The organism is Gorillibacterium massiliense, assembly GCF_000455485.1.
Taxonomy (GTDB): domain Bacteria; phylum Bacillota; class Bacilli; order Paenibacillales; family NBRC-103111; genus Gorillibacterium; species Gorillibacterium massiliense.
This window is the reverse complement of sequence record NZ_CBQR020000177.1, coordinates 25,025-39,320: the sequence shown is the minus strand read 5'-3', so window position 1 is coordinate 39,320 and position 14,296 is coordinate 25,025. Positions and strand designations below refer to the sequence as shown.

General features: G+C 51.4%; 8 protein-coding genes. All 8 read left to right on the top strand.

The window, feature by feature from the left end; all coding sequences use genetic code 11:
* Nucleotides 1–155: 155 nt before the first annotated feature.
* The 8 genes from TJ79_RS25345 to tuf all read left to right on the top strand — a co-directional run bounded on the left by TJ79_RS25345 (nt 156) and on the right by tuf (nt 13,419).
* Nucleotides 156–758, top strand: a complete 603-nt coding sequence (locus TJ79_RS25345) for a class I SAM-dependent methyltransferase (protein WP_040953134.1) — start codon at nt 156–158, stop codon at nt 756–758.
* Nucleotides 759–1,223: 465 nt separating this feature from the next.
* Nucleotides 1,224–4,760, top strand: a complete 3,537-nt coding sequence (gene rpoB / locus TJ79_RS25340; RefSeq protein WP_040953133.1) for a DNA-directed RNA polymerase subunit beta — start codon at nt 1,224–1,226, stop codon at nt 4,758–4,760.
* A 95-nt stretch (nt 4,761–4,855) separates the two neighbouring features.
* Entirely contained in the window at nt 4,856–8,506 is a 3,651-nt protein-coding gene (gene rpoC, locus TJ79_RS25335; protein WP_040953132.1) for a DNA-directed RNA polymerase subunit beta', read from the top strand.
* Nucleotides 8,507–8,719: 213 nt separating this feature from the next.
* Complete coding sequence (locus TJ79_RS25330; protein ID WP_040953131.1) at nt 8,720–8,971, top strand: 50S ribosomal protein L7ae-like protein; 252 nt, start codon at nt 8,720–8,722, stop codon at nt 8,969–8,971.
* Between the two features lie 136 nt (nt 8,972–9,107).
* Entirely contained in the window at nt 9,108–9,530 is a 423-nt protein-coding gene (gene rpsL / locus TJ79_RS25325) for a 30S ribosomal protein S12 (protein ID WP_040953130.1), read from the top strand.
* 60 nt (nt 9,531–9,590) lie between these two features.
* Nucleotides 9,591–10,061 (top strand): 30S ribosomal protein S7, encoded by a 471-nt coding sequence (gene rpsG, locus TJ79_RS25320; RefSeq protein WP_040953129.1) that lies wholly within the window; start codon nt 9,591–9,593, stop codon nt 10,059–10,061.
* A 50-nt stretch (nt 10,062–10,111) separates the two neighbouring features.
* Nucleotides 10,112–12,193 (top strand): elongation factor G, encoded by a 2,082-nt coding sequence (gene fusA / locus TJ79_RS25315; RefSeq protein ID WP_040953128.1) that lies wholly within the window; start codon nt 10,112–10,114, stop codon nt 12,191–12,193.
* Nucleotides 12,194–12,228: 35 nt separating this feature from the next.
* Nucleotides 12,229–13,419 (top strand): elongation factor Tu, encoded by a 1,191-nt coding sequence (tuf, locus tag TJ79_RS25310; protein WP_040953127.1) that lies wholly within the window; start codon nt 12,229–12,231, stop codon nt 13,417–13,419.
* Nucleotides 13,420–14,296 lie beyond the last annotated feature (877 nt).

Sequence of the window (14,296 nt, the reverse complement as noted above, 5' to 3'; positions counted from 1 at the left end):
AAGGGGTTTTTTCACACTATAAGACATACATGCCGCTAGCGTATCATAAACGAATGTATGAAAACTCGGCGCAGCCGCCTGAGGCTTAACCTAATGGAAGAAGGTTATTTCAGGGTAGAAAGATAAGCATGATTCAAAGGAGGAAGGGTTCCGATATGAGCGAGCACTACTATACAGGAAAACCTACCGCGAAGCATGAGCAGCGGACCATTCAGGATAAACTGCGGGGCCGCGCGTTTACCTTTCTTACGGATGCGGGTGTATTTTCAAAAGGCGGCGTTGACTTTGGTAGTCGGCTGCTTATTGAAACAATGGAGGTTAGGGAGAACGACCGCGTGTTGGATGTCGGCTGCGGCTACGGCCCGATCGGGTTAACGGCGGCAACCCTTGCCCTGCATGGGGCCGTGACCATGGTGGATATCAACGAGCGTGCGGTAGAGTTGGCGAAATCGAATGCGCAAAAGAATGGCATCGCCAATGTCTCGATCATTACCAGCGATTTGTTTGAGGCGGTGCAGGAGCAAGAGTTTGATTGTATTCTGACCAATCCGCCGATAAGAGCCGGCAAGGAAACGGTGCATCGGATATTTGAGGAAGCCTATCAGCATCTAGCTCTAGGTGGAAGTCTATGGGTCGTCATTCAGAAGAAACAGGGTGCACCTTCGGCTTTTACCAAATTGGAAGCTTTGTTTGGCGAGGTGCAAGAAGCGGCCAAAGACAAAGGATATTGGATTTTTCGCTGTGTAAAATCGGACTAATTCCCAGAGAGTTTTAAGTTGACTTCCATTTTTGTCTGTGGTATTATAATAAAATGTCAGTATAAAATGGGCTACATGTCTTTAGTCGGCTAAAAAGTCAAGTCTTTTTTTCGGGAATGCGGCAGTCTCTTTTTCTGAAAAAAGTGCGGAGATTAGGTATAAACCTCCTTTTTTCGGCAAATTCTACAAGTTAGAGGATTCTGGCCGTTTATTCACGTTCGTTTGCGCAGGTGAGTTAACCGTTTGTCTGCCGTGAGGGAACACCAAGACATTGGCGTATGAGGCGATGAGGAGACGGGGTCCGGTGTGGAGGGCTTCCTTAAGAAGCTTTTTCTTGTTTATATTCCGATCGTGACCCAAGTTTCATGAAGACTAAGCTTTTTGCGTAAGCGAATAGGTTTTCCCTAATAAGGATGCCCTATTTCCTTGCGTTTTTATTGAGTAGACACAAGGGGTGAAGAAAAGTTGGCAGGTCATCTTGCACAATATGGACGTCGAACACGCAGGAGTTACGCGCGGATCAACGAAGTTCTGGAAGTCCCTAATCTGATTGAAATTCAGCAGAAATCCTACCAGTGGTTTCTTGATGAGGGGCTTCGGGAGATGTTCCAGGATATTTCCCCGATTCAGGATTTTACCGGGAATCTGGTGCTGGAATTCATCGATTATAGCTTGGGCGAGCCCAAATATACGGTGGATGATTCCAAAGAACGCGATGTTACCTATGCAGCTCCCTTGCGCGTGAAAGTGCGCCTGATCAATAAGGAAACCGGCGAAGTGAAAGAACAAGAAGTTTTCATGGGAGATTTCCCTTTGATGACGGAAACCGGTACCTTCATTATCAACGGAGCGGAACGCGTCATTGTCAGTCAGCTCGTTCGTTCTCCCAGCGTCTACTTCAGCACCAAAGTGGATAAGAACGCCAAGAAGACGTTTACCGCAACGGTCATTCCGAACCGGGGTGCTTGGCTGGAACTGGAAACGGACGCCAAAGATATCATCTATGTACGGATCGATCGCACTCGCAAAATACCGGTAACGGTATTGCTGCGCTCCCTCGGCTTCGGAACAGATGCGGAAATTTTAGAGCTTCTCGGCGATAACGAATACATTCGCAACACACTTGATAAAGACAATACCGATTCTACGGATAAGGCGCTTATTGAAATCTACGAACGCCTGCGTCCGGGTGAGCCTCCTACTCTTGATAATGCCAAGAGTCTTCTTGTGGCACGTTTTTTTGACCCAAAACGCTATGATCTCGCCAGTGTCGGTCGCTATAAGATTAACAAGAAGCTTCATATTAAGAACCGGCTGTTTAATCAACGGCTAGCTGAGACCCTGATTGATCCGGAAACTGGTGAAATTATCGCCGAAGCCGGTCAAATGCTGGACCGCCGCTTGCTGGATCAAATTTTGCCCAGTTTGGAAAACGGCATAAACCTGCACAACCATCCGGTTGTGAGTGGCGTTACGGAAGATGACAGCATCCCGATGCAAACGGTGAATGTCTATTCTCCCCAAGAAGACGGAAAAGTCATCAAAGTGATTTCCAATGCGAAAATTGATAAATCCGTCAAGCATATCACGCCGGCGGATATCATTTCGTCTATCAATTATTTTATTAACCTATTGCATGGCATCGGAAACACCGATGACATCGACCATCTAGGCAACCGCCGTCTGCGCTCTGTAGGCGAGCTTTTGCAAAACCAATTCCGTATCGGGTTGTCCCGTATGGAACGGGTTGTTCGCGAACGGATGTCCATTCAAGACGCCAATGTTATTACACCACAAGCGTTGATCAACATTCGTCCGGTCATCGCTTCGATTAAAGAGTTTTTCGGCAGTTCGCAGTTGTCTCAATTCATGGATCAGACTAACCCTCTGGCTGAATTGACGCATAAGCGCCGTTTGTCCGCTCTCGGACCCGGCGGTCTGACCCGGGAGAGAGCCGGCTTTGAAGTACGGGACGTTCACCACTCCCACTATGGCCGGATGTGTCCCATTGAAACGCCTGAAGGTCCGAACATCGGGTTGATCAACTCCCTGTCGACCTTTGCACGCATTAACGAATATGGCTTTATCGAAGCTCCGTACCGCCGGGTTGATCCGGTTACGGGCGTCGTTACCAACCATATCGATTACTTGACTGCCGACGAGGAAGACAACTACGTCGTTGCCCAGGCGAACGCGATCCTGTCCGAAGAGAACAAGTTTGCGGAAGACAACGTCATCGTCCGTTTTAAGGACGACATTTTGACGCTTCCGAAGGCTCGCGTCGATTACATGGACGTTTCGCCGAAGCAAGTCGTTTCCGTCGCTACGGCGATGATCCCCTTCCTGGAGAACGACGACTCCAACCGTGCGCTCATGGGATCCAACATGCAACGTCAAGCGGTTCCGCTCCTTGTACCCAAGTCGCCTTTTGTCGGCACCGGGATGGAGCACAAGTCCGCCAAGGACTCCGGCGTCTGTGTCGTCGCCAAGCATGACGGCGTCGTGGAACGTGCCTCGGCAAACGAGATCTGGGTTCGCCGCCAGGAAACGGTAAACGGCAAGCCAGTCAGCGGCAATATCGATAAATTTAAATTGCATAAATTCGAACGCTCCAACCAAGGCACTTGCATCAACCAACGGCCTCTTGTCCGCCGTGGCGAAATTGTCAAAGCGGGAGATATTTTGGCGGATGGTCCTTCCACCGAACAAGGTGAATTGGCACTTGGCCGGAACGTAGTCGTAGCATTCATGACTTGGGAAGGCTACAACTACGAAGATGCGATTTTGCTGAGCGAGCGTTTGGTTAAAGAAGATGTATACACTTCGATTCATATTGAAGAATACGAATCGGAAGCTCGGGACACCAAGTTGGGACCGGAAGAAATCACCCGGGATATCCCGAACGTCGGAGAAGAAGCCCTCAAGAACCTCGATGAGCGCGGAATCATCCGCATTGGCGCGGAAATCGCCGCAGGCGATATATTGGTAGGCAAAGTAACGCCTAAAGGGGTTACGGAGCTGACTGCGGAAGAGCGTTTGCTGCACGCCATCTTTGGTGAAAAGGCACGTGAAGTTCGCGATACTTCTCTGCGCGTACCGCATGGTACCGACGGCATCGTCGTTGATGTGAAGGTATTCACCCGCGAGAATGGCGACGAACTGCCTCCAGGCGTGAACCAACTGGTTCGCGTCTACATCGCTCAAAAGCGGAAGATTTCCGAAGGCGACAAAATGGCTGGACGTCACGGCAACAAAGGGGTTATCGCCCGGATTCTGCCGGAAGAAGACATGCCGTTCCTGCCGGATGGCACGCCGGTGCAAGTTGTACTGAACCCGTTGGGCGTTCCTTCCCGGATGAACATCGGTCAAGTACTGGAAGTTCACTTGGGTATGGCTGCTCTGCAGCTTGGTATCCACGTCGCGACGCCGGTATTCGACGGCGCCCACGAAAACGATGTGTTTGACACCATGGAAGAAGCAGGCATGCAGCGCAACGGTAAAACGAAGCTGTATGACGGCCGTAGCGGGGAAGAATTCGAACGCGAAGTCACCGTCGGCGTTATGTACATGATCAAGCTGGCGCACATGGTCGACGATAAAATCCACGCCCGTTCCACGGGTCCATACTCTCTCGTTACCCAGCAGCCTTTGGGCGGTAAAGCTCAATTCGGCGGACAACGCTTCGGGGAAATGGAAGTGTGGGCGCTTGAAGCTTATGGCGCTGCCTATACGCTGCAGGAAATCCTTACGGTCAAATCCGATGATGTCGTCGGCCGCGTGAAGACCTACGAGTCCATCGTGAAGGGCGAGAATGTACCGGAACCTGGCGTTCCGGAATCCTTCAAGGTTTTGATCAAGGAATTGCAAAGCTTGGGCATGGACGTGAAGATCCTCTCCGAGAACGAAGAAGAGATCGAAATGAAAGAGATCGACGACGAAGACGATGCCAGCGGCGACAAGCTGAATTTGAATCTCGAAGGCACCGAAATAGGCGCCGAGTAACGAGTGGGCATTTAAGCTATAGCCGCAAGATAAACGCAAGTTAGATCCGCATTACTTCTGCTTCCGGGCAGTACAATCTTGAGGAGGGTTGCTCCTTGATCGACGTAAATAACTTTGAATATATGAAAATCGGCTTGGCGTCTCCGGAAAAAATCCGTTCTTGGTCTCGCGGGGAAGTCAAGAAACCGGAAACCATCAACTACCGGACCTTGAAGCCGGAAAAAGAAGGCCTGTTCTGCGAAAAGATCTTTGGACCGACCAAGGACTGGGAGTGTCACTGTGGCAAGTACAAGCGTGTACGCTATAAAGGCGTCGTTTGCGACCGTTGCGGTGTCGAAGTAACCCGGCAGAAGGTTCGCCGGGAACGGATGGGCCACATCGAGCTGGCCGCTCCCGTTTCCCACATCTGGTATTTCAAAGGCATTCCGAGCCGTATGGGACTTGCTCTCGACATGTCCCCGCGCTCTTTGGAAGAAGTCATTTACTTCGCATCGTATGTCGTCACGGACGCAGGCGATACGCCGCTTGAGAAAAAACAGCTGTTGTCCGAAAAGGAATACCGCAGCTATCGGGAAAAATATGGCTATGCCTTCCAGGCCGGCATGGGTGCGGAAGCTGTTAAAAAGCTTCTGCAGGACATCGATCTGGATCGCGAGCTGGAAATGCTGAAGGAAGAGCTGCGCACGGCTCAAGGCCAACGCCGCAACCGTGCGATCAAGCGTCTGGAAGTCATCGAAGCATTCCGCAATTCGAAGAACAAGCCGGACTGGATGGTTCTTGATGTATTGCCGGTCATTCCTCCGGAGCTTCGTCCGATGGTTCAACTGGACGGTGGCCGTTTCGCCACCTCCGACTTGAACGACTTGTACCGCCGGGTTATCAACCGGAACAACCGCTTGAAACGTCTTCTGGACCTAGGTGCTCCGGACATCATCGTGCAAAACGAAAAACGGATGCTGCAGGAAGCCGTCGATGCTTTGATCGACAACGGCCGCCGCGGCCGTCCGGTAACGGGTCCCGGCAACCGTCCCCTCAAGTCCCTTTCCCACATGCTGAAAGGGAAGCAAGGCCGTTTCCGGCAAAACCTGCTGGGTAAGCGGGTTGACTACTCCGGTCGTTCCGTTATCGTCGTTGGCCCGTCTTTGAAGATGTACCAATGCGGTCTGCCTAAGGAAATGGCACTGGAGCTGTTCAAGCCCTTCGTCATGAAGGAACTGGTGAACAAAGGCCTGGCTCATAACATCAAGAGTGCCAAGCGGAAAGTGGAGCGCAGCAGCGCCGACGTTTGGGATGTACTCGAAGAAGTCATCAAAGAGCATCCGGTGCTTTTGAACCGTGCCCCCACGCTTCACCGTTTGGGTATTCAAGCCTTCGAACCGATTTTGGTGGAAGGCCGCGCCATCAAACTGCATCCGCTGGTATGTACCGCGTATAATGCTGACTTTGACGGTGACCAAATGGCCGTGCACGTTCCGTTGTCCGCCGAAGCCCAAGCTGAAGCTCGCCTTTTGATGCTGGCCTCCGGTAACATCTTGAACCCGAAAGACGGCAAGCCTGTCGTTACGCCTTCTCAGGACATGGTTCTCGGTTCTTTCTACCTGACTATGTCCGATCAGAATGCCAAGGGTACGGGAATGGTCTTAACCTCAGTTCGGGAAGCTGTATCCCTGTACAACCGGGGAATCGCCTCCTTGCACGCTATTGTTGCCATCCCGGCTGCACGGCTGAACAAAACCAGCTTTACGCCAGCGCAACAAAATGCCATGTTGATTACCACCGTAGGGAAACTCATTTTCAACGAAATTTTCCCGGCGGACTTCCCATACATCAACGAAGCTACGAAAGCCAATCTGTTGAACGGAATACCGGACAGCCACTTCGTCTTTGAGAAGGGCGGGGACATCCGTAAAGCGATTGAAACGGCTGCTGATCCTAAAGCAGTCGGCAAGGAATACCTTGGTTCGATCATCGGGGAATGCTTCCGCCGCTACAAAACGACGGAAACCTCCGTTATTCTTGACCGGATCAAGCAAACTGGCTTTACGTACTCCACCAAAGCCGGCATCACCGTTGCGGTATCCGACGTCGTCGTGCCGGATGAGAAAGAAAAACTTATCCGCGAATCTCATGAGAAGGTTGACACGATCACAAAGCAATATCGTCGCGGTTTGATCACCGACGAAGAACGCTATGACCGGGTCATCGACATCTGGGGCCGCACCAAGGACGAATTGACGGACATCTTGATGAAGTCCCTCGATAAATTCAATAACATCAACATGATGGTGGAATCCAAAGCGCGGGGTAACAAATCGCAAATTACCCAGCTCGGCGGTATGCGGGGCCTGATGGCCACGCCAACCGGACGGATTTACGAATTGCCGATTATCTCCAACTTCCGCGAAGGCCTGACGGTTTTGGAATACTTTATTTCCACCCACGGCGCTCGGAAAGGTTTGGCCGATACGGCTCTGCGTACGGCGGACTCCGGTTACTTGACTCGTCGTCTCGTCGACGTAGCTCAGGATGTTATCGTACGTGAAGAAGATTGCGGAACCGATAAAGGCTTCCTGGTCAGCAAGATCCAAGACGGCAAGGAAGTTATCGAAGATCTGTACGACCGTATCGAAGGTCGTTACTCCTTTGAAACGGTTAAACACCCGAAGACCGGAGAAATTCTGGTTCACCGCAACGAGCTGATCGAATCGAATATCGCGGATGCTATCGTGAACGCGGGCGTCGAGAAGCTGCATATCCGTTCCGTACTCAGCTGCCGCGCTCGTCATGGCGTCTGCAAGAAATGCTACGGCCGCAACCTGGCTACCGGAGCTCACGTGGAGATCGGTGAAGCCGTAGGCATCATCGCCGCTCAATCTATCGGTGAACCAGGAACCCAGCTCACCATGCGTACGTTCCATACCGGCGGCGTTGCCGGCGATGATATTACCCAAGGTCTGCCGCGGATTCAAGAGCTTTTCGAAGCACGGAATCCGAAGGGCCAAGCGATCATCACCGAAATCGACGGCGTTATCAAAGATATTCGTGAAACCAAGGACCGTCGCGAAATCGAAGTCCAAGGCGAAGCGGAATCCAAAACCTATTCCGTTACCTACGGCTCGCGGATTCGCGTATCCAAGGGGCAAGCGGTAGAAGCCGGGGACGAACTCACCGACGGCTCCATCGACCCGAAAGATATGCTCCGCATCAAAGGGATCCGCGGCGTGCAGAACTATATTCTGCAAGAAGTTCAGCGGGTTTACCGGAATCAGGGTGTAGAAATCAACGACAAGCATATCGAAGTCATGATCCGTCAAATGCTGCGGAAGATCCGTGTCGTCGACGCGGGGAATACAACGCTGCTGCCGGGTTCCTTCACCGATATGCATGAATACGAAGCAGCCAACTTGGAAGCACTCCTGAACGGTGATGAGCCGGCAGTTGCCCGTCCGGTACTGCTTGGGATTACCAAAGCATCTCTGGAAACCGACTCCTTCTTGTCGGCGGCTTCCTTCCAAGAAACGACGCGGGTTCTCACTGACGCTGCCATCAAGGGCAAAGTGGACCAACTCCTCGGCCTGAAGGAAAACGTCATTATCGGCAAACTGATTCCGGCTGGTACGGGCATGGCTCGCTACCGCAACATCCGGATGGTCGGTTCTGAAGACGAGCAGCTTATTGACGATGAACTGGCGGCCCAGGGAAACCCGGAAGCCGTTCAAGAGGATGAGCCGATCGAAGTAAAGTAAGAAGTAAAGTATTCCGTTAACCGGAATCGATAACCGGATAGCGTTGGGGCAGTCTGCAGTGCGCGAACGAATCGTGTGCCAGACTGCTTCATTGCCCGGTCTAAGGATGAAGATTTCCTTATAAACTTCCCTTGACACGGCATATCGAATTTGCTAATATATCGAAGTGTGCCAAAACCCAATTTTCCCTGTCCTTTGGAGGATGTAACTTCTATGTCTTATGAAGAAGTGAAACAGGCCGAAAAGCTGAGCATAGGTACAAAGCAAGCGACGCGAATGGTAGAGCTCGGAAGAGCCTCCGAAGTATATGTCGCCAAAGATGCAGATCCGCGTATTACCAATAAAATCGTCAACCTCTGCAAAAAAAGCGGAGTGAAGGTCACCTATGTCGATTCCATGAAGCAGCTTGGTAAAGCTTGTGGGATTGAGGTTGGGGCAGCCATGGCGGCGATCGTAAAATCATAACGGAATGAGCACGTTTTTGTTTCCGGCCGGGTTCGGACTCGGGGGCAAAAACGTTTCCTTTGTTCTTTTACGATTCACCTGGATCTGTGGGCTTGCAGTTCATTGATTTTACTAAGACTGGGAAGGGGGTGCCGAAATGCCGACAATCAACCAATTGGTTCGTAAAGGCCGCAAAGCGAAGATTGAAAAATCCAAATCTCCTGCTCTGCAAAAAGGCTTCAACGCTCTCAAGAGAGAGGAAACCGACCTGAGTGCTCCGCAAAAACGCGGTGTATGTACTCGTGTCGGTACAATGACGCCAAAGAAACCAAACTCTGCTCTCCGTAAATATGCGCGGGTACGTTTGACCAACAAAATCGAAGTTACCGCTTATATTCCCGGGATTGGACACAATCTTCAAGAGCACAGCGTGGTGCTGGTTCGCGGTGGCCGGGTTAAAGACTTGCCTGGTGTACGTTACCACATCGTTCGCGGAGCGCTTGATACCGCTGGTGTCAACAACCGGAAACAAGCTCGTTCCAAATACGGAGCGAAGCGTCCTAAAGCCGCTAAGAAATAATAAGGCGTACTATGCTGCATAAGCTGAACGCAACCGATTTTGCAAGAAAGGGGGATAACCATGCCACGTAAAGGACCCGTAACACGCAGAGATGTACTGCCTGATCCCATATACAGCAGCAAACTCGTTACTCGTTTGATCAACCGCATCATGATCGACGGCAAACGGGGTACCGCTCAAAAGATCCTGTACAACGCGTTTAACACCATTAAAGAGCGCACCGGCAAGGAACCGATGGAAGTGTTTGAACAAGCCCTTAAAAACATCATGCCGGTTCTGGAAGTAAAAGCCCGCCGTGTAGGCGGCGCGAACTACCAGGTGCCGATCGAAGTTAAGCCTGAGCGCCGTACGACGCTTGGACTTCGCTGGTTGGTCAACTACTCCCGCCTCCGCGGCGAGAAGACCATGGAAGACCGTCTGGCTGCCGAAATCATCGACGCCAGCAACAACACCGGAGCTTCCGTTAAGAAACGCGAAGATACGCACAAAATGGCTGAAGCCAACAAGGCGTTTGCCAACTACCGCTGGTAGAATCATTCCCCTGATAACGGGGATCTTGCAAATAGAAAGGAGACCATTCCATGCCAAGAGAGTTCTCCTTGAAAGATACGCGTAACATTGGGATCATGGCTCATATTGACGCCGGTAAAACCACCACCACGGAACGGATCCTGTTCTATACAGGCCGTACCCACAAAATCGGGGAAGTGCACGAAGGTGCAGCCACGATGGACTGGATGGAACAAGAGCAAGAGCGCGGCATCACGATTACGTCTGCCGCTACCACTGCTCAATGGAAAGGTCACCGCATCAATATCATCGATACCCCGGGACACGTTGACTTCACTGTCGAAGTTGAACGCTCCCTGCGCGTACTGGATGGGGCCGTAGGCGTATTCAGTGCCAAAGAAGGCGTTGAGCCTCAGTCCGAAACCGTTTGGCGTCAAGCCGACCGGTACGGCGTACCGCGGATCGCGTACGTCAACAAGATGGACATCATCGGTGCCGACTTCCTCGGAGCAATCGAGCAAATGCGCGAAAAGCTCGGAGCGAACGCCGTGCCGATTCAACTGCCTATCGGTGCGGAAAATGATTTTAAAGGAATTATCGACTTGATTGAACAAGTTGCCTATATCTATAAAGACGACTTGGGTAAGGATATCGAGACAACCGAAATCCCTGCTGAACTCAAGAGCAAAGCTGAAGAGCTGCGCCTTGAACTGGTAGAAAAGGTAGCTGAACTGGATGAAGAATTGACCATGAAGTACCTGGAAGGCGAAGAGATTACCGTTCAGGAAATCAAAACCGCTCTCCGTAAAGGTACGGTTCAAGTTAAAATCTTCCCGGTTATCTGCGGATCTTCCTACCGCAACAAAGGGATTCAGCCGATGTTGGACGCCGTTGTTGACTACCTTCCTGCTCCAATCGATGTTCCGGATATTCAGGGACATCTGGAAGACGGTTCGGAAGTCATCCGTCATTCGTCTGACGCTGAGCCTTTCTCCGCTCTTGCGTTCAAAATCGCAACCGACCCCTTCGTCGGTCGTCTGACCTTCTTCCGCGTATACTCGGGCGTATTGAACTCCGGTTCCTACGTGTTGAACGCAACGAAGGGCAAACGCGAGCGCGTAGGCCGTATTCTGCAAATGCACGCCAACAGCCGTCAAGAAATCTCCGAGGTTTATGCAGGGGATATTGCAGCTGCGGTAGGCTTGAAGGATACGACCACGGGCGATACCCTTTGCGATGAGAAACACCACGTGATCCTGGAGTCCATGAACTTCCCGGATCCGGTTATCTCGATCGCTGTAGAACCGAAGACAAAGGCTGACCAGGACAAAATGGGCGTTGCCCTTTCTAAACTGGCCGAAGAAGACCCGACCTTCCGTTACTACACCGATGAAGAAACCAACCAAACGATTATCCAAGGTATGGGCGAGCTCCACCTTGAAATCATCGTTGACCGTATGCTTCGTGAGTTCAAGGTAGAAACCAACGTGGGCAAGCCACAGGTTGCTTACCGCGAAACCTTCAAAGCATCGGCAAAAGTCGAAGGCAAGTTCGTTCGCCAATCCGGTGGTCGCGGCCAATACGGTCACGTATGGGTCGAGTTCGAACCTCGCGAACCAGGCGAAGGATTCCTGTTCGAAAACAAAGTCGTCGGCGGTGTCGTTCCTCGTGAATACATTGCTCCGGTTCAAGCCGGTATTGAAGAGTCCATGAAGAACGGCGTGCTTGCCGGCTTCCCGCTCGTTGATATCAAAGCGACGATCTTTGATGGATCTTACCATGATGTCGACTCCAGTGAAATGGCGTTTAAGATCGCAGGATCGATGGCGCTGAAAGCTGCGAAAGAGAAATGTAACCCGGTTCTTCTTGAGCCGATCATGAAGGTAGAAGTAACCGTTCCGGAAGAGTACATGGGCGACGTAATGGGCGACCTGAACTCCCGCCGTGGACGCATCGAAGGTATGGACGCTCGTTTCGGCGCCCAAATCATCCGTGCGAAGGTGCCGCTGTCCGAAATGTTTGGTTACTCCACCACCCTGCGTTCCCGGACGCAAGGCCGTGGCGTTTACTCCATGGAGATCTCCCACTATGAAGAAGTGCCGAAGTCGATTTCGGAAGAAATCATTTCGAAACACAGAGGCGCACAATCATAATTAATCCAGTTAACTATTAAGGAGGAATCGTTCAAATGGCAAAAGCTAAATACGAACGCACGAAGCCGCACGTAAACATCGGTACTATCGGTCACGTCGACCACGGTAAAACGACTCTGACGGCTGCTATCACCACCGTTCTTTCCAAAAAATACGGCGGCGCTGCCGTAGCATTCGATCAAATCGACAAAGCTCCGGAAGAGCGCGAACGTGGTATCACGATCTCCACGGCTCACGTTGAGTACGAAACACCGAACCGCCACTATGCTCACGTTGACTGCCCAGGACACGCCGACTATGTTAAAAACATGATCACCGGCGCAGCTCAAATGGACGGCGCTATCCTGGTTGTATCCGCAGCTGACGGCCCTATGCCGCAAACTCGCGAACACATCCTGCTGTCCCGTCAAGTAGGCGTTCCTTACATCGTTGTATTCCTCAACAAATGCGACATGGTTGAAGACGCTGAACTGCTTGAACTGGTTGAAATGGAAGTTCGCGACCTGCTGAACGAATACGAATTCCCGGGCGACGACACACCGATCATCCAAGGCTCCGCTCGTGAAGCTTTGCAAAACCCGGATGGCGAATGGGCACAAAAGATCGTAGAACTGTTCGAGCAAATCGACACCTACATCCCGCTGCCAGAACGTCAAGTTGACAAGCCATTCTTGATGCCAGTCGAAGACGTGTTCACGATCACCGGTCGTGGTACCGTTGCTACCGGCCGTGTAGAACGCGGAACCGTTAAAGTCGGCGATGAAATTGAAATCGTCGGTCTGAACGAAGCTCCTCGTAAATCCGTCGTAACGGGCGTTGAAATGTTCCGCAAACTGCTTGACTCCGCTCAAGCTGGCGACAACATCGGCGCACTGCTCCGTGGCGTTGACCGTAAGGACATCGAACGCGGTCAAGTTTTGGCTAAACCGAACAGCGTTAAGCCACACACCAACTTCAATGCTTCCATCTACGTCCTGACCAAAGAAGAAGGTGGCCGTCACAAGCCTTTCTTCTCCGGCTACCGTCCGCAATTCTTTTTCCGGACAACCGACGTAACCGGCGTTATCACTCTGCCGGAAGGCACCGAAATGGTTATGCCTGGCGATAACATCGAAGTTACCGTTGAGCTGATCTCCCCGGTTGCTATCGAAGAAGGAACCCGCTTCTCCATTCGTGAAGGCGGCCGCACCGTTGGTGCTGGTTCCGTATCCGGTATCTCCAAGTAATCAAATCCGGGAGTCATCCCGACAAAAGCCTCTGTCTTTGGCAGAGGCTTTTTTTGTTCGTGGGAAAAATCTGATGAACGAGACGGAAACCGGTGGGGAATGTGGGCTCCGGTCGCTCTTGAAATCGTGTTTTCTTCATTGAAATAAAAGCGATCGGTAATAACACGATTTCAAAGGCGACACGTAAACTCTTCGCTCCATACCCCGCCACCTAATTCCTTAATTCATCCCGTCCTTCTCAACATTCACCTGCTTTTAAGCAGATGGAGCTTTTGTCGGAAGATGAGCTCCGGATTCGCTCATCTTCCTTCATTATAAGTACACCCCCGCGGTGAAAGTCGCGGGGGTAGGGGATGCGGAATGCGGTTCCGCTATTTGACAGAAAAGCGATAGTTTGCGATTTCGCAAACTCACAGGACTTATTGGCTGGAAAACAGATAGTTCATCCCTGTTTTGCAAGCAATAAGGAAACCACAGTCCGCGAAAACAAGCAAAGCCGCTTTCTCCTATTGATAGCGGGGCATGAGTCCGCATAGTAATGCATTTCTCCACCCAGGGTTGACAGAGCGAAAGCATGTCAAAAGTTGAAACGGCTTAAGTGGAGTTGGGTCCTGTATATAGATGAAAGAGGGACAGAGGTGAGGGTATTGAGCGAAGAGTTTACGTGTCGCTTTTGAAATCATGTTCCTATTCCACTTGATCTTATTCCAATCAGAGGACATGATTTCAAGTGCGACCGGAGCCAATACCCACACCGTCGTCCAGGTTTTTTCGCCTATAAACTTGCCTCCCAACCACCCGCAGAAAAGTTTCAACTTTTCCTTGCTTTCCGCTATTGTCTTGATATATAATAGTGAACGTTGGTCTGTGACGTTGC

What these genes read in the sequence shown, in the direction of transcription:
- TJ79_RS25345 (WP_040953134.1), top strand. Translation starts at nt 156, where the DNA reads ATGAGCGAGCACTACTATACAGGAAAACCTACCGCGAAGCATGAGCAG.
- TJ79_RS25330 (WP_040953131.1), top strand. Translation starts at nt 8,720, where the DNA reads ATGTCTTATGAAGAAGTGAAACAGGCCGAAAAGCTGAGCATAGGTACA.
- rpsL (WP_040953130.1), top strand. Translation starts at nt 9,108, where the DNA reads ATGCCGACAATCAACCAATTGGTTCGTAAAGGCCGCAAAGCGAAGATT.
- rpsG (WP_040953129.1), top strand. Translation starts at nt 9,591, where the DNA reads ATGCCACGTAAAGGACCCGTAACACGCAGAGATGTACTGCCTGATCCC.
- fusA (WP_040953128.1), top strand. Translation starts at nt 10,112, where the DNA reads ATGCCAAGAGAGTTCTCCTTGAAAGATACGCGTAACATTGGGATCATG.
- tuf (WP_040953127.1), top strand. Translation starts at nt 12,229, where the DNA reads ATGGCAAAAGCTAAATACGAACGCACGAAGCCGCACGTAAACATCGGT.